A 21,186-nucleotide genomic window follows, 5' to 3' on the forward strand; every position below is an offset into this window, starting at 1 on the left:
AGGCGCCGCGAGGCAAGCCACCTCATGCTGCACCGCGTCAATCGGACCACCCCGAAGGGTGTCGTTACGGCAGGAGAGGCAGGATGGTGTTGGGCAGGAGGGTGTCGAGGGCGAGGCCCACGAACAGGATCAGGCCGGCATCGCGATTCGACTTGAAGACGGCGAGGCAAAGCTCGGGATTGTCGATGTCGAGCCGGCGCACCTGCATCCACAGGTGAATGGCGAAGCCGATCAGGCCGAGATAGGCGAACGGCCCCACCGGCACCGACATGAGCGCCGCCGCGAACAGGAACACCACCAGCGCGTAGCACAGCGACACGGCTAGGCCGGTGCTGCGCCCGAACAGGAGCGCGGTGGAGCGCACGCCGACGATGGCGTCGTCCTCCTTGTCCTGATGGGCATAGATGGTGTCGTAGGCGAACACCCAGAGCACCGAGCCGGCGAATAGCAGCAAAGCGGGATCAGCGATGGTGCGCATCACGCTCGCCCAGCCCATGAGCGCGCCCCAGGAGAAGGCGATGCCGAGAATGAGCTGCGGCACCGAGGTGACGCGCTTCATCAGCGGGTAGACGGCCACCACGCCGAGGGAGGCGATGCCGGTGACGATGGCGAAATGCGGCAGCGAGAGCAGGACCGCGAGGCCGACGAGGGCCTGAAACACGAGGAAAGCAAAGGCCGCGGGAACGCTCACCTGCCCGGATGCGATGGGGCGGCCGCGGGTGCGCGCCACCTGCCGGTCGATCTTGCGGTCGAGGATGTCGTTCCAGGTGCATCCCGCCCCGCGCATGGCGACGGCGCCGATGGCGAACAGCACCAGCAGCTTGGGCGAGGGATAGGGGTCGTCATTGGCGATGGCGGCGAGCGCCGTGGACCACCAGCAGGGCAGAAGCAGGAGCCACGAACCGATCGGACGGTCCATCCGCGCGAGTCGCAGGTACGGACGCACCGGGCTCGGGGCCAGGCGCTCCACCCAGTTACCACGGGGGGCATCAGCGATCGGTGGGGCGGCAGCCCCTTCGCGGGCACTCAATCCGGCGACCTCACTTCAGCGCGTTGCCGTTGAGGGTGCCGAAGACGCCAGTGTTCTTGCCGGAATCGATGCTGTAGCCGGTGGTGATACCGAGCGCGCTGGACATGGAGCCCTGCGGCGGGGGCTTGTTGGGGCCGCCAACGCCGGTCGCGCCGTTGGCGGCGGCTTCGCAGACCCGGTTGCGGATGTCGACGGTCTTCTTGCTGGAGGCGTTGGCCTGATCGATCGCCTGCTGCGGGATCTGGCACCAGTCCTTGTTGTCGGCGAGGAACTTCACCCACTTCTGCTCGGCGGCGGCGAAGGCGCGAAACGCGGGGCAGAGCACCTGCGGATCCTTTTCCTTCTTGTTCACCACCGCCTGCAGGGCCTTGCCCTTCTGTTCCAGTTCACCGCGCACCGACGCGACATCGCTCTGGCAATCCGCCAGAGCGGCGCCGGCGGACAGCGCAGTCGCGACCAGAGTGGCCGAAATCGCGAGCGTGAACTTCTTCATGAGGCAGAGCCCCTCCTCATCGGGATCCCTCGGGACCGCAGGTTTGATATACAGACCCCCAACTTTGGGCAATATCACGGCGGAAGCCGCAGAAAGCTATCACGCATTCCCTAACGGAGTGCGTCGGCGCTGGATACCCCCTTTCCGTGTCGCCCCTCTCGCCGGGGCCTGACAGGGGGGCTCGCGCAGGTAACAATTTTCTAAGGATGCACGACAGGGCTGCGCAGATGCGGTTGTGGGAGCGCGGCTGCGGAGAGGGGGCGTCCTCCACACTCCGCGGCGCGTTCCCCCAAGGCGCCTTTTCGAGATCGGCCGCGGAAACACGGTCCAGCTGGGACGCGGCGGTCAGTGGGGCTTCGAGGGGGCGGTTAGGTCGGTCTGAACCTCAAATTGCGAAGAGAGGCTTTGTGCTGGCTTGGTTGCGGAGGTCAGGAAGTTCTGGCTCGCGATATAATTGAATTTCCCGGTTTCTGCAGCGTAAAGTAAGCGAAAGCCTAGCGTGCCGACCGCCCAGATGATGGCTCGGACGGTGCTTTTTAGCCCGTGGGGAATGGGTTTGTCCTCGAACGACGAGACTTTTTCGAAGCCTACGGTGCGCAAAAGCTGTCGCATCGATGTGGCTGTGAATGAAATTTCATGTGTAACGTCGCCATAGCGGATGCTATTTCCGAAAATGCCGGATGCATTTGGTGTGTGTATGAAGATAATTCCGTTCGGCTTCAGTATGCGGAATATCTCATCTGATATCTGGAATAATTCACATTTTGATAAATGCTCGAAGATGTCGAAGCAAATTACGACATCAAGGCTGTTGGATTGTGTGTTTGAAAGAGCTTGATTGATATCACTTAGATATGCTTCTGGTACGCCTCGGCTGTGTGCCAGGTCGATCATTTCGGGAGAGATGTCGAAACCCGATATGTTTTTATAGTTCGCCTGTTTCAGCCAGTAGATGACGTCTCCGGCGCCGCATCCGACATCGAGTATTTTTATTTTACGATCCGCCGGAATATGGCGACTGATGAATGAGTTTATGTGCGGGCCGCGTACGGAATATCCAATAGATGCATCATGGCCGCCTTGGTTGCTCGATACGTACGCATTGTATAGACGCGTTTGCCATTCTTGCATCGGACGCCTCCCTTACTCGTTCGTTGTTTTTTCCAGCATAATGTGGATGAGCGCGGGGCGGTATCTAATCGTCAGTCGTATATCCCTATGTCGGAATCTATTGGGTGAAGTTAGGTAGCCTGTTCCGCTTTGTGGTGGTAATTATGGGTCAGCTCCTCTCCGGGCCGGCTGGGCCTCCGCTTCCGGTGGTTGCCGCTTGACGGCGCGCTCGGGCGTCGGTAATTTCGCGCAACTTTTGAAAGGGACGGCGCCGACATGCGCAAGATCGTTATTCTTCTCGTAGGGTGGTGCGCCACTTTCCGTCCGGCCTGAAGGCCGTGACGAACGAGGTGGCGCGTGACGAGGGGCCTTCGGGCCCCTTCGTCGTTTCTGAGCCGGGGCGCCGGCACGGAATTCGGGAGCGAGCCGGGCCGCAGGCCGGGTGGAGACAAGGATAAAAGTCCGGCGTAGCGCGCCGGCCGGGACCGGATGGATCCCGCAGGGAGTTGGACCATGAGCAAGCAGATGACCGGCGCCGAAATGGTGATCCAGGCCTTCGCCGACCAGGGCGTCGAGCACATCTTCGGCTATCCGGGCGGCGCCGTGCTGCCGATCTACGATGCGCTGTTCCACCAGAACCACATCGAGCACATCCTCGTGCGCCACGAGCAGGCGGCGGTGCATTCGGCCGAGGGCTATGCCCGCTCCTCCGGCAAGGTCGGCGTCGTGCTCGTCACCTCCGGCCCCGGCGCTACCAATGCCGTCACCGGCCTCACCGACGCGCTGATGGATTCCATCCCGATCGTCTGCATCACCGGGCAGGTGGCGACCCACCTCATCGGCAACGACGCCTTCCAGGAATGCGACACGGTCGGAATCACCCGCCCCTGCACCAAGCACAATTATCTGGTGCGGGACGTGAACGACCTCGCGCGCACGCTGCATGAAGCCTTCTATGTCGCGCAGAACGGCCGGCCCGGACCGGTGGTCGTCGACATCCCGAAGGACGTGCAGTTCGCCACCGGCACCTATGTCGGCCGCGAGAACATCCAGCACAAGACCTACCGTCCCAAGCTCGACGCCGAGGCGCCGCAGATCGCGGCGGCGGTGGAGATGCTGGCCGGGGCGAAGCGGCCCATCTTCTACACCGGCGGCGGCGTCATCAATTCCGGGCCGGAGGCGAGCCGCATCCTGCGCGAGCTGGCGCGCATCACCGGCGTGCCCGTCACCTCAACCCTCATGGGCCTCGGCGCCTTCCCGGCGGCCAACCGCCAGTGGCTGGGCATGCTGGGCATGCACGGCACCTACGAGGCCAACATGGCCATGCACGGCTGCGACGTGATGGTCTGCATCGGCGCGCGCTTCGACGACCGCATCACCGGCCGCCTCGATGCCTTCGCGCCGGGCTCCAAGAAGATCCACATCGACATCGACCCCTCGTCCATCAACAAGAACGTCAAGGTGGACCTGCCCATCATCGGCGACTGCACCCGCGTGCTCGCGGACATGCTCGCTGCCTGGAAGGCGCGGGACCTCTCCATCGACAAGGGTGCGCTGGACGCCTGGTGGACGCAGATCGACCGCTGGCGGGGGCGCAACTGCCTCGCCTACCGGCACTCGGACGAGATCATCAAGCCGCAATATGCCATCGAGCGGCTCTACAATCTCACCAAGGACCGGGACGTCTACATCTCCACCGAGGTGGGCCAGCATCAGATGTGGGCGGCGCAGTTCTTCCGCTTCGAGGAGCCGAACCGCTGGATGACCTCCGGCGGCCTCGGCACCATGGGCTACGGCCTGCCGGCCGCCATCGGCGCGCAGAAGGCGCACCCCGACGCCCTGTGCATCGACATCGCCGGCGAAGCCTCCATCCTCATGAACATGCAGGAAATGTCGACCGCCGTGCAGTTCGACCTGCCGGTGAAGATTTTCATCCTGAACAACAAGTACATGGGCATGGTGCGCCAGTGGCAGGAACTGCTGCACGGCGGGCGCTACTCCCACTCCTATTCGGAGGCGCTGCCCGACTTCGTGAAGCTGGCCGACGCCTATGGCGGCGTGGGCATCCGCTGCGACAAGCCGTCCGATCTCGATGCGGCCATCGAGGAGATGATCGCCATCAAGCGGCCGGTGATCTTCGACTGCATCGTGGACCAGCAGGAAAACTGCTTCCCCATGATCCCCTCGGGTCGCGCCCACAACGAGATGATCCTCGGCGACATGGCCGTGGATCTCGACGAGGCCATCACCGACGAAGGCAAGATGCTGGTGTGAGGCGCGCAGCCGCCGGGCGGAACCGCCCGGCGCTGGCCAGACGGACGTAAACCCCGCACCCCACCCCTCTCCCGCACGGGGAGAGGGGGTCTCTTCTCGGCGCCCCGCCGCTCTCTTTTCGATCCGAGACTTCCATGCCCAACTCTTCCGAGCCCATCGAGCGCCACACCCTCTCCGTCCTGGTCGACAACGAGCCGGGCGTGCTGGCGCGCGTCATCGGCCTGTTCTCCGGCCGCGGCTACAACATCGACAGCCTCACGGTGTCCGAGGTGAGCCACGAGGGGCACCTCTCCCGCATCACCATCGTCACCACCGGCACGCCCATGGTGATCGAGCAGATCAAGAACCAGCTCGACCGACTCGTGCCCGTGCACCGGGTGCGCGACCTTACCGTGGAGGCCTCCTCCCTGGAGCGGGAGCTGGCCATGGTGAAGGTGCGCGGCGTGGGCGAGGCCCGCGGCGAGGCGCTCAGGCTCGCCGAAGCCTTCCGCGCTCGCGTCATCGACGCGACGCGCGAGAGCTTCGTGTTCGAGATTACCGGTAAGTCGGACAAGATCGACCAGTTCGCCTGGCTCATGGAGCCCCTCGGCCTGGTGGAGGTGGCGCGCACCGGCGTGGTGGCCATCTCCCGCGGCCCGGAAGCCATGTGAGGATCGTGGCCTGACCGTGTGACCGATCGGAAACAGGCGTTCACCGGCAGGGGTGCCGGGCGAAACGCCTGTTTCCATTTGCCGCGATCCGGTGCAAAGGAGCCGCGGCCATCCCCCAATTCGAGATAACGCCCATAAGGAGACAATGATGCGCGTTTACTACGATAGCGACGCCGACCTGAACCTGATCAAGGGCAAGAAGGTCGCCGTCATCGGCTATGGCAGCCAGGGTCATGCCCACGCGCTCAACATGCGCGACTCGGGCGTGAAGGATGTCATCATCGGCCTGCGTCCCGGCTCCGCCTCCGCCAAGAAGGCCGAGGCCGAGGGCTTCAAGGTGATGGCGCCCGCCGAGGCCGCCAAGATCGCCGACGTGGTGATGATGCTCACCCCCGACGAGCTGCAGGGCGACATCTATCGCGAGAGCCTCGCCGACAACATGAAGCACGGCGCGGCGCTGCTGTTCGCGCACGGCCTCAACGTGCACTTCAACCTCATCGAGCCCCGCAAGGACCTCGACGTGCTGATGGTCGCCCCCAAGGGCCCCGGCCACACCGTACGTTCCGAGTACCAGCGTGGCGGCGGCGTGCCGACCCTCATCGCCATCGCCCAGGATGCCTCGGGCAATGCCCATGACCTCGGCCTCTCCTACGCCTCCGCCATCGGCGGCGGCCGCGCCGGCGTCATCGAGACCACCTTCAAGGAAGAGTGCGAGACCGACCTGTTCGGCGAGCAGGTGGTGCTCTGCGGCGGCCTCGTGGAGCTGATCCGCGCTGGCTTCGAGACGCTGGTGGAAGCCGGCTACGCCCCCGAGATGGCCTATTTCGAGTGCCTCCACGAGGTGAAGCTGATCGTCGACCTCATCTATGAGGGCGGCATCGCCAACATGAACTACTCGATCTCCAACACCGCCGAATACGGCGAGTATGTCACCGGCCCCCGCATCATCACCGCCGAGACCAAGGCCGAGATGAAGCGCGTGCTGAATGACATCCAGTCCGGCAAGTTCACCCGCGACTGGATGCTGGAGAACAAGGTCAACCAGGCCTCCTTCAAGGCCACCCGCGCCCGCGTCAACGCCCACCCCATCGAGGAAGTCGGCGAGAAGCTGCGGGCCATGATGCCCTGGATCAAGGCCAAGGCCCTCGTGGACAAGTCCAAGAATTGATCCTCACTCGCTGAGGCACGCCCCGGAGCGGCGAAGGCTGCTCCGGGGCTGTTTTATGGGCGGGGGCTCACCGATCCCTGGTCATTTTCCCGGAGCCGCGCGCGCGTTCTGATCCACCGGGAAAGCCATGAACCGGGCGATGCGCCAGAGGCCGTCGGGGTCGCGGCGGAAGATGTCCATGCCCTCGTCGCGCGAGAGCGCATTGCCGTCCGGCCGCTCGGTGAGCACCCAGGTGAGGCGCACCATCGCGAGGTCGCCGGACACCAGGATTTCGTGGATCTGGCAGAGATAAGCGAGCTTGCCGGCCGACTTGGCTAGGGCCTTGGCGATGCGCGCGCAGACGGCCGCCTTGTCCCCCGCCGGGGCGCCCTGGACGTCGGATTTCAGGTCGTCGGCGAACAGGTCGCAGGTGGCGGCGGCATCGCCCCGGTTGAACGCCTCGGTCCAGGCGGCGAGGCGAGCGCGGATGGCGGCTTCGACGGCGCGATCCGCCGCGGACCGATCCTCGGCGTGAGCGAGTGTCGGCGCCAGCAGAAGAGCGAGGACAAGGACGGCGCGGCGCAGCATCTCGCAGGTCTCCGCGCCGGCGGGCGCAGAGCGACTAGAGCACCGCCGCACGTAGCCCGGCAACCGTCAGTCCGTGATGCGCGCCTGAATGGTCAGGATGTCCCACGCCGGTGCCTCCGGCGGGTTGGCATAGACGGTGGTGAAGCTGCCGATGCCACCGTCCGGCCCAACCCAGCGGCGGGCCTCGCCGCCAATCTCGGCGCCATGCACTTCGATCAGGATGGCGGAAGTGGTGGCCGAGCCGTTGGCGATGGCCAGCCCGTCTCCGTCCTTGGGCGCGAAGGCATCCACCGCGCCCGCACCGAGTCGCTTCTCCGCCGCCCGCGCCACCGGTGGCGCGCCATCGGGCAGAGCAAGACGCTGGCGCACGATCTCCCCGCGCAGCACGCCGGCCAGTTCCCAAACCGTCTGCTCGCACACCGGCAGGGCGGCGCCGGGGGCGAGCACGGTGGCGATAACGGTGAAGCGGGTCATCTGGTCCGCATAAAGCTGGTACTGGCGGAACGGCTGGTCATCGAGCCGGGCGAAAACCTCCGGGAGCCAATCGTCATGAGCCACCAGCCGGCCCATGAGGTCGTGGCCGATCATCAGGATTTCGCGCGGATCATCCGCCAGTTCCACCATGGACTGGATGTCCCACGAGAAGCGGCGGAGCGGCTCGGGCGGGGCGGCGATGGTGTCCGGCAAGGGCTCGGTCCCTGTCTCAGTGGTCATGATCGTGATCGTCGTGGTGATGATCGTCGTGCTCGCTGGCCGTCTTCGGTTTCGGCTTGACGAGGGAAGCCGTCAGCACGCTGCCGGCGGCGATGATGCCGTCGTCGTCCACCCCATGGCCGAGGGCCGGCCGCCGCATGCTCTTCGCCGGCAGGCCGAGCGCTTTCAGGCGATCGCGGGTGGCGACCATGTCGGCGAGGGGCACGACGGTGTCGTCCTCGCCATGGATGAACACCACCGGCGGCTGCGTGCGCGGCACGCCAACATCGCGTGCCTCGGGCAGGGCGCCGCCGAAGGCGATGATGACGGCGGGCGGCACGGCCCGGCGCAGGCCCACGTCGAGCGCCAGCATGGCCCCTTGCGAGAAGCCGACGAGGGCGAGATGGTCGCCCGGCAGGCGCCGTGCCGCCAGCATCTCGTCGAGAAAGGCATCGAGCAGCGGCGCGCTGGCAGTAAGGCCGGCGGTGATGGCGTCAGGGGAAAAGCCCTCGCCGGGAAACCAGCGGGCGCCTGCCGACCCGGGGAAGGGCGCCTCGGCGGCGAGGAAGTCCGCCTTCGGCAGTTCGGGCGCCCAGTTCAGGGCAAGGTCGATCACCTCCTGCCCGCATCTGCCCTCGGCATGAAGCAGCACCACGAGATAGACCGGCTTGCCGCAGGAGAGCGCGGCGATCTTCGGCCCGGCAGTGATCTGCGGCGTCTCTGCCGATGCGGTTGCGCAGGCGGTCATTGGGCCGTCGTCCGAAGAGTGGGCCGGACCGGGGCGTGTCGGCTTTGCGACGTGGCGCCCAGCTCCTCTTCGGGCGGACAATCCTTTCGGAAAAACAAGAGCATGGCCATTCCCACCCAAGGCGCGTCCCGCGCCTCCGGCGCGCGTGATGGGGCGCGACGCAAGAACAGGGCCGGGCCGAAATCGGGCTCCGCACGCGCACGACGCGTTGCCGCTCGATCACCGCTCCGGGGAGGCGCACAATTTGGGATGCTAGATCTGTGTGCGCCTGCAATGCCGCGATGCACAAAATGTCCGGCGAATTCATATGAATCTATAGAAACATTACTTATCAATAGCTTGCATCATGAACTGCCTTTTGCATTCTTTCCGTTGACAACCCATTTTTCCAGAAATAGCCTTTTGTCCGACAAAGCCTGCTTTTGGGGATTTTCCGCCCGCGATGGAACGGTTTGACCGCATCAAGGTCCCTTCCGCCTACGAGATGGTCGCGGAGGCCATCGAGGCCGAGATCGTGTCCGGCCGGCTGCGGCCCGGGGACGAGATCGGCACCGAGGCGGCGCTGGTGCGGCAGTTCGGGGTGAACCGCTCCACTGTGCGCGAGGGCATCCGCGTGTTGGAGCAGGGCGGTCTCGTGCGGCGGGAGGCGAGCCGCAAGCTGTTCGTCTGCGAGCCACGGGCGGGCGGCCTCTCCACCCGCATCAGCCGCGCGCTGGTGCTGCAGGATGTGACCTTCCGCGAATTGTTCGACACCGCCATGGTGCTGGAGGTGGGGGTCGTCGAAGGCGCGGTCTTCCATGCGGACGCGGCGACGCTGGCCGCGCTGGAGCAAAATCAGGAGCGCCTTGAAGCGGCGGTGAACAATCCCGTGGTGGTGGCGGAACTGGATTCCGAGTTCCACGCTTTGCTCGCCCGCGCCTGCGGCAACCGCGTGCTGGAAATGGCGCGCGAGCCCGCCGCCTTGCTGTTCTTTCCCTCCACGGAGATGATCTGCCGGAGGGTGCCCGAGGGGGCCGGGCGCATGGCGCAGGCGCACCGTTTCATCATCGATGCCGTCAAGGCCCGCGACCTCGAACTCTCCCGCACCTGGATGCGCCGGCATCTGGTGGACTGGCGCAAGGGCTTCGTGCGGGCTGGCCGGGAGATCGACGAGCCGGTGGAGCGCATCTTCGCGCGCTACGCTTTGAGCAAGTCGCAGAGTTGAAGTGAAGTAAAGCCAAGATGATCGCCGGAAAACCGGCGGCTTTGGAGGGAATGCCTTGGAACACGTCAACTCGGTCCATGGGGCCGGGCGGCGCGCGTGCGCCGGCTCGCGGCCGGGGAGGGGGGCATGAGCACCTCTTCCAGCCCGGTGGAAACATCCGCGCCTGTCGCCGCGCATCTGGCGGTGGATGGCCTCGGCCTGTGGTTCGGCGGGCTGAAGGCGCTCACCGATGTGTCCTTCGAGGTGAAGCCCGGCACCATCACCGCCCTCATCGGCCCGAACGGCGCCGGCAAGACCTCGCTATTCAACTGCATTTCCGGCTTCTACCGCCCGCGCGCCGGTTCCATCCGCCTCGATGGCGTGGACATCACCCGCACGCACCCGCCGGAGCGGGCGAAGGCAGGGCTGGCGCGCACCTTCCAGAACATCGCGCTCTTCAAGGGCATGACCGTGCTCGACAACATCAAGCTCGGCCGGCACGCCCACATGAAGACCAACCTCTTGCAGGCGCTCACCTATTGGGGTGCCGCCCGGGCCGAGGAGATGGAGCTGCGCGCCGAGGTGGAGCGCCAGATCATCGATTTCCTCGAGATCGACCACATCCGCAACAAGCCCGTCGCCTCCCTCTCCTACGGCCTCCAGAAGCGCGTGGAGCTGGCCCGCGCCCTCGCCATGCGTCCCCGCCTCCTCATGCTGGACGAGCCCGTCGCCGGCATGAACCGGGAAGAGACCGAGGACATGGCCCGCTTCATCCTCGACGTGAAGGAGGAGTGGGGCATCTCCATCCTCATGGTCGAGCACGACATGGCGATGGTCATGGATATCTCCGACCATGTGGTGGTGCTCAATTTCGGCAAGGTGATCGCCCAGGGGCTGCCCGCCGAAGTGCAGGGCAATCCGGAGGTCGCCGCCGCCTATCTCGGTTCCGGCGATCCCGCCGAGCTGATGCGGCGCCTCTCGGGCGTGGGGGAGGCGGCCTGATGGATTGGCTCTTCTTCACCGAGGTGACGCTGGCGGGGCTCGGCTCCGGCGCGTTGCTGTCGCTCACCGCTCTGTCGTTCGTGCTGATCTACAAGGCGACGCGCGTCATCAATCTCGCGGTGGGCGAGATATTGATGCTGGGCGGCTATCTCTTCTTCGCCTTCGTCACGGCCTTCGGGCTTGCCACATGGCTCGCCATTCCGCTGGCCATCGCCGGCGGCGCCCTGTTCGGCTTCGTGGTGGAGCGCACGCTCATCCGGCCCATGCTGGGCGAAAGCTCCATCTCCGTGCTGATGCTCACCGTGGGGCTCGGGTCCGTGCTCATCGGCGCCACGGAGCTGATCTGGAACACCGATCCGCGGGCCCTGCCGGACTTCATGGGGCAGACGCCGGTGTTCATCGGCGAGGCCTATGTCTCGCGCAAGATCGCCATCGGCTTCGTGGTGTCGGCGCTGGTGATCGCCCTGTTCCTGCTGCTGTTCCGCTTCTGGCGTGGCGGCGTCGCCCTGCGCGCCACGGCGACCGACCAGGCGGCGGCCTATTCCTGCGGCATCAACGTGCCGGCCGTGTTCTCGCTGGCCTGGATGGTGGCCTGCGCCACCGCCGCCGGGGCGGGGCTGCTGGTGGGGGCCATCGGCGGCATTTCGCCCACCATGGGCGTGTTCGGCCTCTCGGCGCTGGTGGTGGTCATCATCGGCGGGCTGGACAGCGTGCTCGGCGCGCTCATCGGCGGCATCCTCATCGGCCTCGTGGAGGCCTGGGCCGGCACCTTCCTCGGCGGCGAGTACAAGCTCGTCACCACCTTCTCCATCCTCATCGCGGCGCTGATGATCCGGCCCTACGGCCTGTTCGGCACCGTGGAGATCGAGCGGCTCTGATGCGCATCGCAACCGCCAAGGAAACCTACATCGCCGACGAGGGGCTGCTCGTCACCGCCACGCAACGCGCGTGGATGGGCGTGCTCCTCGCCATGCTTGTGCTCGCGCCCTTCATGCTCAACCAATACTGGTTGTATCTGGCCTGCCTCGTCGCCATCAACGTGGCGAGCGCCACGGGGCTGAACATCCTCACCGGCTATACCGGCCTCGTCAGCCTCGGGCAGGCGGCCTTCATGGCGGTGGGGGCCTATACGGTCGCCTTCTTCGAGGGGCAGGTGGGCACGCCCTTCCTCCTCAACATCCTCGCCGCCGGCCTCGTGTCCGCTTTGGTGGGCGTGCTGGTGGGCATTCCGAGCCTGCGGGTGAAGGGGCTGTACCTCGCCATCGCCACCATCGCGGCCTCGGTGATCCTGCATTTCGTCTTCACCCACTGGGTCTCGGTGACGGGCGGTGTGCGCGGCATCAATGTCGCGCCGGCACGGTTCTTCGGGCTGGAACTGGCGAGCCCGTTCGCGCTCTATTTCGTCATCGTGCCCATCACCTGCCTGATGGTGCTGGGCGCGGCGAACCTGTTCCGCACGCGCATCGGCCGCGCCTTCATCGCCATCCGCGACCGGGACATCTCGGCCGAGGTGCTGGGCATTCCGCTGCTGCGCTACAAGCTCATGAGCTTCGCCCTCTCCTCCTTCTATGCGGGCGTGGCGGGCGGCATGTGGGCCTATTTCTTCCGCGTGGTGACGCCGGAAAGCTTCCCCTTCGCCACCTCCATCTTCTTCCTCGCCGCGGTCATCGTGGGCGGGCTCGGCACCATCATCGGCTCGGTGCTGGGCGCGGCCTTCATGACGCTGGTGCCGGAGCTGCTGAAGTATGTGGTGGATTGGCTCGCGCCCATCTTCCCCAATGCCGGCGCCGCGCTCTCGCCGGTGCGCACCATCGTGTTCGGGGCGCTCATCATCCTGTTTCTCGTATTCGAGCCGCATGGACTTGCAGAAATGGTGCGCCGTGCGCGCCGCTTCTTCCATCTGTGGCCGTTCCGGACGTGACGAAAGACAAGACGAAGTAAAAATCCCAAGGGAGCAAACGCCAATGACCAGTCTCAACAGACGCCAGATCATGGGCCTCGCCGCCGGCGCCGGCCTTGCCTCGGCCTTTCCGGGCTTCACCGCCTACGCGCAGGAGAAGGAGATCGTCATCGGCGGGTCCATCCCGCTCACCGGCGTGTTCGCCTTCGCCGGTGTCGCCATCGAGGCCGGGATGTCCGATTATGTGAAGCTCACCAACGAGGCGGGCGGCATCGCCGGGCGCAAGCTGCGCCTCGCCTATGAGGACACCGCCTACAAGGTGGATACCTCGGTGGCGGTGTTCAACAAGCTCACCACCCAGAACGACATCCATCTCTATTATGGCGACAGCACCGGTTTCGCCAAGACCATCAACGAGGAGCTGAACCGCCGCGGCACCATCCTCATGGCCGGCGCCTCCTTCGGCAGCGAGCTGAACAATCCCGAGAAGTATCCGTTCCAGTTCATGGCCGGGCCGGACTATGTGGAAATGTTCGCCATCCTGCTCGAATACATCGCCAAGGCGCAGCCGGGGGCGAAGCTCGTCTTCGTGAATTCGGACACCGAGTTCGGCCGCGATCCCATCGAGGCGAGCGTGAAGCGGGCGAAGGAGATGGGCCTCGACGTGGTGGCGCAGATCGTCACGCCGCCCACCGCGGTGGACGTGTCGACCGAGGTGCTGAAGCTGCGCCGCGCCAATCCGGACTTCACCATCTTCCACGGCTACGTGCTGGCGCCGCTGCCGGAATTCATGTCGCAGGCCAAGCAGCTCGGGCTCAAGACCAAGTTCATGGGCACCTTCTGGTCCATGGACAACTCGCTCTGGGCCAATGTGGGCGCCCCGGCGGACGGCTTCATGGGCGTGATGCCGTATCGCTACTATTACGACACCTCGCCCGACGCGCCGATCCTTGAGAAGATCCGCAAGCTGCGCCCCACCTATCAGGCGACGGGCTACATGCAGGGCTTCCTCACCGCCATGCTCATGGGCGAGGCGGCCAAGCGCACGCTGGCGGCGGGCAAGGAGCTGAACGGCAAGACCCTCAAGGCCGCGCTCAATTCCATCAAGGACTTCGACACCGGCGGCATCATCGGCGTGCCGATCTCGGTGCCCGGAAACTCCGTCCCCGTCGGCCGCATCTACCAGTTCAACGCCGCCGACAAGCAGATGAAGCCGGCGTCCGACTGGATCAGCCTGAAGAAGTGATGGCGATGACCGCGCACGCCATACTCGACATCTCCAACATCGAGGTCGTCTACAACAAGACGATCCAGGTGCTGCGCGGCCTGTCGCTGAAGGTGGAGGCCGGAAAGGTGGTGGCGCTGCTGGGCTCCAACGGCGCCGGCAAGTCCACCACCCTCAAGGCGGTCTCCGGCCTTCTCGCGCTGGAGGACGGCGACGTCACCTCCGGCGCCATCACCTTCGACGGCGCGCCGAGCGGCGCGCTGAAGCCGCACGACCTCGTGCGCCGCGGCCTGTTCCATGTGATGGAGGGGCGGCGCATCTTCGAGGATCTCACGGTGGAGGAGAACCTCGTCGCCGCCACCTATGCGCTCACCGGGCGCAAGGCCAGTTCCGGCAGGGCATCCTCGTCCTTCGATGCGGTCTACGAATACTTCCCCCGCCTGCACGAGCGCCGCAATGGTCGCGCCGGCTATCTCTCCGGCGGTGAGCAGCAGATGCTGGCCATCGGCCGCGCGCTGGTGGCGGAGCCGAAGCTGATCCTGCTGGACGAGCCCTCCCTCGGGCTCTCGCCCAAGCTGGTGGAGGAGATCTTCACCATCATCGCCCGCATCAATCGCGAGCGGGGCGTCTCCATGCTGCTGGTGGAGCAGAATGCGGCGGTGGCGCTCGCCGTCTCCCACTATGGTTACATCATGGAGACCGGCAAGATCGTGCTGGACGGCCCCACCGAGCGACTGATGGCGGACCAGGACGTGCGCGAATTCTACCTCGGCATGGCCGGGGAGGCGGGGGCGAAAAGCTACCGCGACATCAAGCACTACAAGCGCCGCAAGCGCTGGCTTTCGTGAGCGCGCGACCATGACCGCATTTGGCTTTCCCGACCTCACCCTGCCGCAGATGCTGCGCCTCAACGCGCAGCGCATCGGCGCGCGCACCGCCATTCGCCAGAAGGATTTCGGCATCTGGAACCCGGTGTCGTGGCAGGCCTATTTCGAGCGCGCCGCCCTCGCCGGGCATGGCCTTCGTGCCCTCGGTCTGCCCGAGGGCGGGCATGTGGCGGTGCTCTCGGAAAACCGCATCGAATGGGTGCTGACGCAGCTCGGCGCCGGCCTCCTCGGCGCGGTGACGGTGGGCGTCTATCCCACCAGCCCGGCCAATGAGGTTGCCTATGTGCTCGGCCACGCGGAGGCGGAGATCGTCGTCTGCGAGGACCAGGAGCAGGTGGACAAGGTGCTGGAGCGGCGGGCGGAGCTTCCGAAGCTCCGGCGCATCGTGGTGGTGGAGAAGAAGGGCCTGCGCACCTATACGGGCGGCGAGGTCATCGCCTTCGACGCGATGATCGAGATGGGCGCCGCCCACCGCGCCGCCCAGCCCTGGATCATCGAGGAGGCTCTGGCGCGCCAGTCCCTCTCCGATGTGGCGCTGATGATCTACACCTCGGGCTCCACCGGAAAGCCCAAGGGCGCGATGCTCACCTATCGCAACCTGCGCGCCGAGGCGATCGCGCTGTCCGAGCGGCTGGGGCTCGACGAGACCACCACCCACGTCTCTTACCTGCCGCTCTGCCACGTGGCCGAGCAGATGCTCACCACCATGGCGCCCATCTATCTGGGGTCGCAGGTCAATTTCGGCGAGAGCATCCGCACCATCCAGGAGGATCTGCGGGAGGTCGCGCCCTCCATGTTCCTCGGCGTGCCGCGCATCTGGGAGAAGCTGGCCGCCTCCATCACCATCAAGATGATGGAAGCGGGCGGCCTGCGCCGCGCGCTCTACGAACGCCTCGTGAAGGTGTGCGAGCCGTTCGCCGAGAAGCATCCCTCGGCGCGGACGTTGAAGGAGCGCGCGCTCTTCTTCATTGCCTACCTGCTCTACTTCCGCGCGCTGCAGAATTTCATCGGCCTCCGGCGCGCGAAGGTGGCGATGACCGGTGCGGCGCCCATCTCTCCCAACATCGTGCGCTTCTTCCGCACCCTTGGCGTGCCCCTGGTGGAGGTCTACGGCGCAACCGAGACCACCGGCATGTGCACTGGCCAGAGGCTCGACGACCTGCGCCCGGGCTGCGTCGGCCCGGCTGCGGAGGGCGTCGAGGTGAAGCTCGGCCCGCACAACGAACTGCTGGTGAAGGGCGACCTCGTCTTCGCCGGCTACTATCGCAACGAGGAGGCGACGGCCGCAGCGCTGCGCGACGGCTGGCTCCACACCGGCGATGTGGTGGAGATGGTCGGCGATCAGGTGAAGATCGTCGATCGCCTCAAGGACATCATGATTACGGCGGGCGGCAAGAATTTGAGCCCATCGGAGATCGAGAACGTCGCCAAGTCCTCCGTCTTCATCAAGGAATGCATCGTCATCGGCGAGGCACGCAAATATGTCTCCGCCCTCATCCAGATCGATTTCGAGACGGTGGGCAAATGGGCGGAGGAGAAGTCGCTGGCCTACACCAATTTCCGCAACCTCGTCGAAAATCCGCAAGTGCGCGCGCTGATCGAGGGCGAGGTCGCCAAGGCCAATGCGGAGCTGGCGCAGGTCTCCCACATCCGCCGCTTCCACCTCCTCACCAAGGAGCTGGACCACGACGACGACGAGGTGACGGCGACCATGAAGATCCGCCGCTCCAACATCCAGAAGAAATACGCCACCGAGATCGAAGGCCTCTACGCCTGAGCGGCACGGCTGCAAGGACCCTCCATGCCAGACGCCTATATCTTCGACCATGTGCGGACCCCGCGCGGCCGCGGCAAGCCGGATGGCGCGCTGCATGCGGCAACGCCGGTGCATCTCGCCGCCACCGTGCTTTCCGCCTTGCGCGACCGCACCGCCCTCGATACGGCGGCTGTGAGCGACATCGTGATGGGCGTCGTCATGCCCATCGGCGAGCAGGGCCAGTGCCTGCCGCGCATCGCCGCGCTGCGTGCAGGCTATGACGATGAGGTGGCGGGGGTGCAGATCAACCGCTTCTGCGGCTCCGGGCTGGAAGCGGTCAACATGGCCTCCGCCAAGGTGATGGCCGGCCAGGCGGACATGGTGATCGGCGGCGGCTGCGAAAGCATGTCGCGCATTCCCATCCTCTCGGACGGCGGGGCGTGGAGCCAGGACCCGGACGTGGCCTTCGCCACCCGCTTCGTGCCGCAGGGCATCAGCGCCGATCTCATCGCCACCAAATGGGGCTATGACCGCGCTGCGGTGGATGCCTTCGCCGTGGAGAGCCACCACCGTGCTGCACGGGCGTGGGCGGAAGGCCGCTTCGCCCGCTCCATCGTGCCGGTCACCGACCATATCGGCGAGGTGATGCTGGACCGCGACGAGACGGTGCGGGGCAATTCCAGTGTCGACGATCTCGCCCGCCTCAAGCCCGCCTTCGCGGCCATGGGGGCGGACCCCGGCTTCGACGCGATCGCGCGCCTGCGCTATCCCGAAGTCGGCGAGATCGCCCATGTCCACCACGCCGGCAACTCCTCCGGCATCGTGGACGGCGCGGCGGCCGTGCTCATCGGCACGCGGGAGGCCGGGGCGGCGGCGGGCCTGAGGCCACGCGCGCGCATCCGCGCCTTCGCGGAGATCGGCTCGGAACCCACCATCATGCTCACCGCGCCGTCCTTCGCGGCCGAGAAGGCGCTGAAGCGCGCGGGGATGCGGGTCACCGACATCGACCTCTACGAGATCAACGAGGCCTTCGCCGCCGTGGCGCTGCGCTTCATCGACGCCTTGGGGCTGGACCCCGCGCAGGTGAACGTAAACGGCGGGGCCATCGCCATGGGCCACCCGCTCGGCGCCACCGGAGCCATGATCCTCGGCACCGTGCTCGACGAACTGGAGCGAACGGGCAAGGCCACGGCGCTCGCCACCTTGTGCATCGGCGCCGGCATGGGCGTCGCCACCATCATCGAACGGGTCTGAGCCATGCTGCGAACGGAGATCGACGGCGACGGCATCGCCATTCTCGTCCTCGACCAGCCCGGCCGATCGGTGAACACGCTGGGCTGGGAGCTGGTGGAGGCGCTGGAGGCCGAGGTGGATCGGCTGGCGGCGGACGGCGCCGTCTCCGGCATCATCGTCACCTCGGGAAAGTCGTCCTTCCTCGCCGGGGCAGATCTCGCGATCATGAACGGCCTCGCGGCGTCAGACGTGACATTGCCGGAGGCGGCGCGCCGCATCGGCCGCATGGGGGCGCTGTTCCGCCGGCTGGAGACGTGTGGCAAGCCGGTGGTCGCCGCCGCGCCCGGCACGGCGCTGGGCGCGGGGCTGGAGCTGATGCTCGCCTGCCATCACCGGCTCGTCACTGATAATCCCAAGGGCTTGTTCGGCTTGCCGGAGGTGACGCTCGGCATATTGCCCGGCGCTGGCGGCACCCAGCGCGTGCTGCGGCGCCTGGGCATCGCCGCCGCCTTGCCGATCCTGGTGGATGGCCGGCCCATGAGCGCCGCCGAGGCGCAGGCGGCCGGGCTCACCGACGCCATTGTGGCTGCGGAGAATCTCATTCCCGCCGCCAAGGCCGCTTTGCGCGAGGGGCGGGTCAGCCCGGTCGCGCCATGGGATGTGAAGGGCTTTCGCCTGCCGGGCATCGCGCCCACCAGCACGGCGGCAGGCGATCTCTTCGCCCTTTGGAATGCCCGCGTGCTGGCGCGGACCAGGGGGGAAGACCCCGCGCCGCGCGCCATCCTGTCCTGCGTGTTCGAGGGCGCGCGCCTGCCCCTGGACAAGGCGCTGAAAGTGGAGCGCGACTATTGCGCTGGCCTCATTCAGAGCCCGCAGGCGCAGGACAAGATCGCCGCCTTCTTCGCCCGCCAGGCCGCCAAGGCGGCCGCCGTCTGAGCGGGCTCCCGGATCAAGGACACGCGGCCCTGCCGCACGAGAACAAGGACCATCCCATGCCGCTTCCCGCCGCCTTCGAGGGCCGCCTCAAGATCCCCGCCGTTTCGGCTCCCATGTTCCTCACGTCCGGCCCGGATCTCGTCGTCGAGGTCTCGCGCTCGGGCATGGTCGGCACTTTTCCGGCGCTGAACGCCCGCACCAGCGAGGGTTTTCGCGACTGGGTGCGCGAGATCAAGGGCCGCCTCGCCGAGGTGGAGGATGCGGCGCCCTTCGGCGTGAACCTCATCGTTCACAAGTCCAACCCGCGCGTGGAGGCGGACCTCGCCATCTGCGTCGAGGAGAAGGTGCCGCTCGTCATCACCTCGCTCGGGGCGGTGCCCGATCTCGTGAAGGCGGTGCATTCCTATGGCGGCGTCGTCTTCCACGATGTCATCAGCCGCCGCCATGCGGAGAAGGCGGCGGAAGCCGGCGTGGACGGCATCATCGCCGTCTCAGCCGGCGCGGGCGGCCATGCGGGGCAGATCAGCCCCTTCGCCCTCGTCACCGAGATCCGGCAGGTGTTCGCCGGCACGATCCTGATGGCCGGAGCCATCAATACCGGCGCGCAAATTCTCGCCGCCCGCGCGGCCGGGGCGGACCTCGCTTATATGGGCACGCGCTTCATCGCTACCCGCGAGGCCATGGTGCAGCAGGAGTTCAAGGACATGATCCTGTCCTCCGCAGCTGCCGACATCCTCTACACGCCGGCCATCAGCGGCGTGAACGCCAATTTCCTGAAGCCCAGCATCCGCGCCGCCGGGCTGGACCCGGACAATCTCCAGGGCCACGCCAAGCTCGACATGTCCAATGAGGCCAAGGCCTGGAAGACCGTGTGGTCGGCGGGGCAGGGGGTGGGCGGCATCGCCGATCTGCCGGGCGCCGCCGAATTGTGCGCGCGTCTGCGGGACGAATATCGCGCGGCGCTCAAGGCGCTTTGCTCGGATGCGTTCGCCGGGGCCTGAGCAGCCAAGTGGCGGAATGGGGGCGCGACGGCGCAGGTGATGGACCCGCGCCGACGCCGGGGCTACGGTCTGGCTCCCGCTTGCTGCCCCTGACGCCTGCCCAATGCCCGTTTCCGGAACGCACCTCGTCGATCCGCCCCATGCCGAGCCTCCGCTGGGGCGCGTGATGAGTCTCGATGGCCTGCGGGGCTTTGCCTCCTGCACGGTGGCGATCTTCCATTTCTTCTACGCCTTCACGCCTGGCCCCTTCCGCTCCTGGGGCCGCACGGGTTTCTCGGTCTCCGACACGCCGCTCGCCGTGCTGTGGAACGGGCATTTCTCCGTCGCCGTCTTCTTCGCCTTGAGCGGCTTCGTGCTGGCGGCCTCGGCGCCGCGCACGCTGAAGGAAGCGCCTCTGTTGATCGGCCTCCGGTACTTCCGCCTCGCTTTGCCGGCGCTCGCCGGTTCGCTGATCGCCTGGTTCTGGATCACCGGCTTTCCCGATGCAGGCAAGGCGGCGCAGGCGCTCTCAGGCAGTTCGTGGTTCCGCTGGACCCATCAGCCGCCCCTCCCGCCCTTGTGGGTGGCGGCGTGGGAAGGGGCGGTGGGGGTGTTCGTGCAGAAGGGCCAGCCGCTGTTCGACAATCCGTTATGGACCATGCGCATCGAGCTGACGGGCTCGTTCCTCATCTATGGCGGCTATGCCCTCATACGCGGCCGTGCGCGGGTGCCGGCGCTGCTGGCCGGGCTCGTTGGTCTTGCGATCGCAGGCAATTTCTCACTCGCTGCCTTCTGCGGCGGGGCGCTTCTGTTCGAGCTGCGCGGCTGGCTGAGGCCGCTGCCCATGTGGGGCACGCTGCTTGCGCTCCTCGGCCTCGTGCTCGGCGGTACCTATCCCGGCCATGCGGACGGGCCAGGCCTTGCCGACGCCATCCTCTCCCGCCTCGGCGCCGAGGGATGGCGGGAGGCGGGGGCGCTGCTCGTCATCATCGCCTTTCTCACCACGCCCTGGCTGCGCGATCTGTTCGAGCGGCCGGCGCTGCAGCATCTCGGCGCGCTCTCCTTCCCGCTTTATCTGGTGCATGTGCCGCTCATCGTCGGGCCGGCGGCATGGGCCTTCGTTCATTTCGCGCCTCTGGGCGTGGCAGGGCTCGCGCTCTTGTTCGCGCTCACCGCGCTCGCGACGTTCCTCCTCGCCAGCCTGTTTCTGGTGCTGGTGGAGCGGCCGGTGCTGGATGGCCTGCACGCCGTCCGCAAATGGGGCCGGGCGCGGCTGGCCGAGGCGTGAGCGCTGCGTTCGCTTAAGTAGCCGCGCGGGCTTGTGCGTTGCCTTCGCTCAGGCGCCGCGCGG

The 21,186-nt window shown here is 66.5% G+C and carries 20 protein-coding genes; 14 read left to right on the top strand and 6 right to left on the bottom strand.

The genetic code is table 11. The features are described from left to right. Positions 1–64: 64 nt before the first annotated feature. The 3 genes from ubiA to D7006_RS09000 all read right to left on the bottom strand — a co-directional run bounded on the left by ubiA (position 65) and on the right by D7006_RS09000 (position 2,654). Positions 65–919, bottom strand: a complete 855-nt coding sequence (gene ubiA / locus D7006_RS08990) for a 4-hydroxybenzoate octaprenyltransferase (RefSeq protein WP_229643585.1) — start codon at positions 917–919, stop codon at positions 65–67. Between the two features lie 121 nt (positions 920–1,040). Continuing rightward, entirely contained in the window at positions 1,041–1,523 is a 483-nt protein-coding gene (locus tag D7006_RS08995; RefSeq protein WP_169121284.1) for a hypothetical protein, read from the bottom strand. Between the two features lie 345 nt (positions 1,524–1,868). Further along, on the bottom strand, positions 1,869–2,654 hold the full coding sequence (locus D7006_RS09000) for a bifunctional 2-polyprenyl-6-hydroxyphenol methylase/3-demethylubiquinol 3-O-methyltransferase UbiG (protein WP_237356341.1): 786 nt from the start codon (positions 2,652–2,654) through the stop codon (positions 1,869–1,871). Between the two features lie 492 nt (positions 2,655–3,146). Here D7006_RS09000 and D7006_RS09005 point away from each other — a divergent pair, with 492 nt between their 5' ends. The 3 genes from D7006_RS09005 to ilvC all read left to right on the top strand — a co-directional run bounded on the left by D7006_RS09005 (position 3,147) and on the right by ilvC (position 6,725). Next, complete coding sequence (locus D7006_RS09005) at positions 3,147–4,907, top strand: acetolactate synthase 3 large subunit (protein WP_237356342.1); 1,761 nt, start codon at positions 3,147–3,149, stop codon at positions 4,905–4,907. A 134-nt stretch (positions 4,908–5,041) separates the two neighbouring features. Continuing rightward, positions 5,042–5,557, top strand: coding sequence for an acetolactate synthase small subunit (gene ilvN / locus D7006_RS09010; RefSeq protein ID WP_169121281.1), 516 nt, complete (start codon positions 5,042–5,044; stop codon positions 5,555–5,557). A gap of 148 nt (positions 5,558–5,705) precedes the next feature. Next, positions 5,706–6,725 carry a ketol-acid reductoisomerase gene (ilvC, locus tag D7006_RS09015; RefSeq protein WP_024279649.1) on the top strand — a complete coding sequence of 340 codons (1,020 nt, stop codon included), beginning with the start codon at positions 5,706–5,708 and terminating at the stop codon, positions 6,723–6,725. A gap of 81 nt (positions 6,726–6,806) precedes the next feature. Here the strand turns inward: ilvC and D7006_RS09020 are convergent, their stop codons facing one another. The 3 genes from D7006_RS09020 to D7006_RS09030 form a co-directional block, all read right to left on the bottom strand. Beyond that, positions 6,807–7,292 (bottom strand): nuclear transport factor 2 family protein, encoded by a 486-nt coding sequence (locus D7006_RS09020; RefSeq protein WP_237356343.1) that lies wholly within the window; start codon positions 7,290–7,292, stop codon positions 6,807–6,809. Between the two features lie 66 nt (positions 7,293–7,358). Next, positions 7,359–8,006, bottom strand: coding sequence for a hypothetical protein (locus tag D7006_RS09025; protein WP_237356344.1), 648 nt, complete (start codon positions 8,004–8,006; stop codon positions 7,359–7,361). After that, on the bottom strand, positions 7,996–8,733 hold the full coding sequence (locus D7006_RS09030; RefSeq protein WP_237356345.1) for an alpha/beta hydrolase: 738 nt from the start codon (positions 8,731–8,733) through the stop codon (positions 7,996–7,998). Before D7006_RS09030 ends, D7006_RS09025 begins: the two co-directional genes overlap by 11 nt. Positions 8,734–9,175: 442 nt before the next feature. Between D7006_RS09030 and D7006_RS09035 the strand changes: the two genes are divergently transcribed. The 11 genes from D7006_RS09035 (at position 9,176) to D7006_RS09085 (ending at position 21,123) form a co-directional block, all read left to right on the top strand. Further along, positions 9,176–9,937, top strand: coding sequence for a FadR/GntR family transcriptional regulator (locus tag D7006_RS09035; protein ID WP_237356346.1), 762 nt, complete (start codon positions 9,176–9,178; stop codon positions 9,935–9,937). A 126-nt stretch (positions 9,938–10,063) separates the two neighbouring features. Further along, positions 10,064–10,918 (top strand): ABC transporter ATP-binding protein, encoded by an 855-nt coding sequence (locus D7006_RS09040; RefSeq protein WP_237356347.1) that lies wholly within the window; start codon positions 10,064–10,066, stop codon positions 10,916–10,918. Further along, complete coding sequence (locus D7006_RS09045; RefSeq protein ID WP_229643594.1) at positions 10,918–11,796, top strand: branched-chain amino acid ABC transporter permease; 879 nt, start codon at positions 10,918–10,920, stop codon at positions 11,794–11,796. The genes D7006_RS09040 and D7006_RS09045 overlap by 1 nt, the downstream gene beginning before the upstream one ends. Next, positions 11,796–12,839, top strand: coding sequence for a branched-chain amino acid ABC transporter permease (locus D7006_RS09050; RefSeq protein WP_237356348.1), 1,044 nt, complete (start codon positions 11,796–11,798; stop codon positions 12,837–12,839). The genes D7006_RS09045 and D7006_RS09050 overlap by 1 nt, the downstream gene beginning before the upstream one ends. A 43-nt stretch (positions 12,840–12,882) precedes the next feature. Continuing rightward, complete coding sequence (locus tag D7006_RS09055; RefSeq protein WP_169121274.1) at positions 12,883–14,064, top strand: ABC transporter substrate-binding protein; 1,182 nt, start codon at positions 12,883–12,885, stop codon at positions 14,062–14,064. Continuing rightward, complete coding sequence (locus tag D7006_RS09060) at positions 14,064–14,891, top strand: ABC transporter ATP-binding protein (protein WP_371745073.1); 828 nt, start codon at positions 14,064–14,066, stop codon at positions 14,889–14,891. Before D7006_RS09055 ends, D7006_RS09060 begins: the two co-directional genes overlap by 1 nt. Positions 14,892–14,901: 10 nt before the next feature. Then, the gene (locus D7006_RS09065) at positions 14,902–16,707 is read left to right on the top strand and encodes a long-chain fatty acid--CoA ligase (protein ID WP_237356349.1); all 1,806 of its coding nucleotides are present in this window, start codon (positions 14,902–14,904) and stop codon (positions 16,705–16,707) included. Between the two features lie 24 nt (positions 16,708–16,731). Next, positions 16,732–17,940 (top strand): acetyl-CoA C-acetyltransferase, encoded by a 1,209-nt coding sequence (locus tag D7006_RS09070; protein ID WP_237356350.1) that lies wholly within the window; start codon positions 16,732–16,734, stop codon positions 17,938–17,940. Positions 17,941–17,943: 3 nt separating this feature from the next. Further along, positions 17,944–18,855, top strand: a complete 912-nt coding sequence (locus D7006_RS09075) for an enoyl-CoA hydratase-related protein (protein ID WP_237356351.1) — start codon at positions 17,944–17,946, stop codon at positions 18,853–18,855. Between the two features lie 56 nt (positions 18,856–18,911). Then, on the top strand, positions 18,912–19,856 hold the full coding sequence (locus D7006_RS09080; protein ID WP_237356352.1) for a nitronate monooxygenase family protein: 945 nt from the start codon (positions 18,912–18,914) through the stop codon (positions 19,854–19,856). A 103-nt stretch (positions 19,857–19,959) separates the two neighbouring features. Further along, complete coding sequence (locus D7006_RS09085) at positions 19,960–21,123, top strand: acyltransferase (protein WP_237356353.1); 1,164 nt, start codon at positions 19,960–19,962, stop codon at positions 21,121–21,123. Positions 21,124–21,186: the final 63 nt, after the last annotated feature.

Origin of the sequence: Xanthobacter sp. YC-JY1 (assembly GCF_021730305.1) — a bacterium.
GTDB lineage: Bacteria > Pseudomonadota > Alphaproteobacteria > Rhizobiales > Xanthobacteraceae > Xanthobacter > Xanthobacter flavus.

Bases quoted from the DNA above. Each gene is read 5' to 3' on its own strand.
- D7006_RS09000 (WP_237356341.1), bottom strand. From the start codon at position 2,654: ATGCAAGAATGGCAAACGCGTCTATACAATGCGTACGTATCGAGCAAC.
- D7006_RS09020 (WP_237356343.1), bottom strand. From the start codon at position 7,292: ATGCTGCGCCGCGCCGTCCTTGTCCTCGCTCTTCTGCTGGCGCCGACA.
- D7006_RS09065 (WP_237356349.1), top strand. From the start codon at position 14,902: ATGACCGCATTTGGCTTTCCCGACCTCACCCTGCCGCAGATGCTGCGC.
- D7006_RS09055 (WP_169121274.1), top strand. From the start codon at position 12,883: ATGACCAGTCTCAACAGACGCCAGATCATGGGCCTCGCCGCCGGCGCC.
- ilvN (WP_169121281.1), top strand. From the start codon at position 5,042: ATGCCCAACTCTTCCGAGCCCATCGAGCGCCACACCCTCTCCGTCCTG.
- D7006_RS09050 (WP_237356348.1), top strand. From the start codon at position 11,796: ATGCGCATCGCAACCGCCAAGGAAACCTACATCGCCGACGAGGGGCTG.
- D7006_RS09005 (WP_237356342.1), top strand. From the start codon at position 3,147: ATGAGCAAGCAGATGACCGGCGCCGAAATGGTGATCCAGGCCTTCGCC.
- D7006_RS09030 (WP_237356345.1), bottom strand. From the start codon at position 8,733: ATGACCGCCTGCGCAACCGCATCGGCAGAGACGCCGCAGATCACTGCC.
- D7006_RS09060 (WP_371745073.1), top strand. From the start codon at position 14,064: ATGGCGATGACCGCGCACGCCATACTCGACATCTCCAACATCGAGGTC.
- D7006_RS09035 (WP_237356346.1), top strand. From the start codon at position 9,176: ATGGAACGGTTTGACCGCATCAAGGTCCCTTCCGCCTACGAGATGGTC.
- D7006_RS09040 (WP_237356347.1), top strand. From the start codon at position 10,064: ATGAGCACCTCTTCCAGCCCGGTGGAAACATCCGCGCCTGTCGCCGCG.
- D7006_RS09045 (WP_229643594.1), top strand. From the start codon at position 10,918: ATGGATTGGCTCTTCTTCACCGAGGTGACGCTGGCGGGGCTCGGCTCC.
- D7006_RS09070 (WP_237356350.1), top strand. From the start codon at position 16,732: ATGCCAGACGCCTATATCTTCGACCATGTGCGGACCCCGCGCGGCCGC.
- ilvC (WP_024279649.1), top strand. From the start codon at position 5,706: ATGCGCGTTTACTACGATAGCGACGCCGACCTGAACCTGATCAAGGGC.
- D7006_RS09085 (WP_237356353.1), top strand. From the start codon at position 19,960: ATGCCCGTTTCCGGAACGCACCTCGTCGATCCGCCCCATGCCGAGCCT.
- ubiA (WP_229643585.1), bottom strand. From the start codon at position 919: ATGGACCGTCCGATCGGTTCGTGGCTCCTGCTTCTGCCCTGCTGGTGG.
- D7006_RS09075 (WP_237356351.1), top strand. From the start codon at position 17,944: ATGCTGCGAACGGAGATCGACGGCGACGGCATCGCCATTCTCGTCCTC.
- D7006_RS09025 (WP_237356344.1), bottom strand. From the start codon at position 8,006: ATGACCACTGAGACAGGGACCGAGCCCTTGCCGGACACCATCGCCGCC.
- D7006_RS08995 (WP_169121284.1), bottom strand. From the start codon at position 1,523: ATGAAGAAGTTCACGCTCGCGATTTCGGCCACTCTGGTCGCGACTGCG.
- D7006_RS09080 (WP_237356352.1), top strand. From the start codon at position 18,912: ATGCCGCTTCCCGCCGCCTTCGAGGGCCGCCTCAAGATCCCCGCCGTT.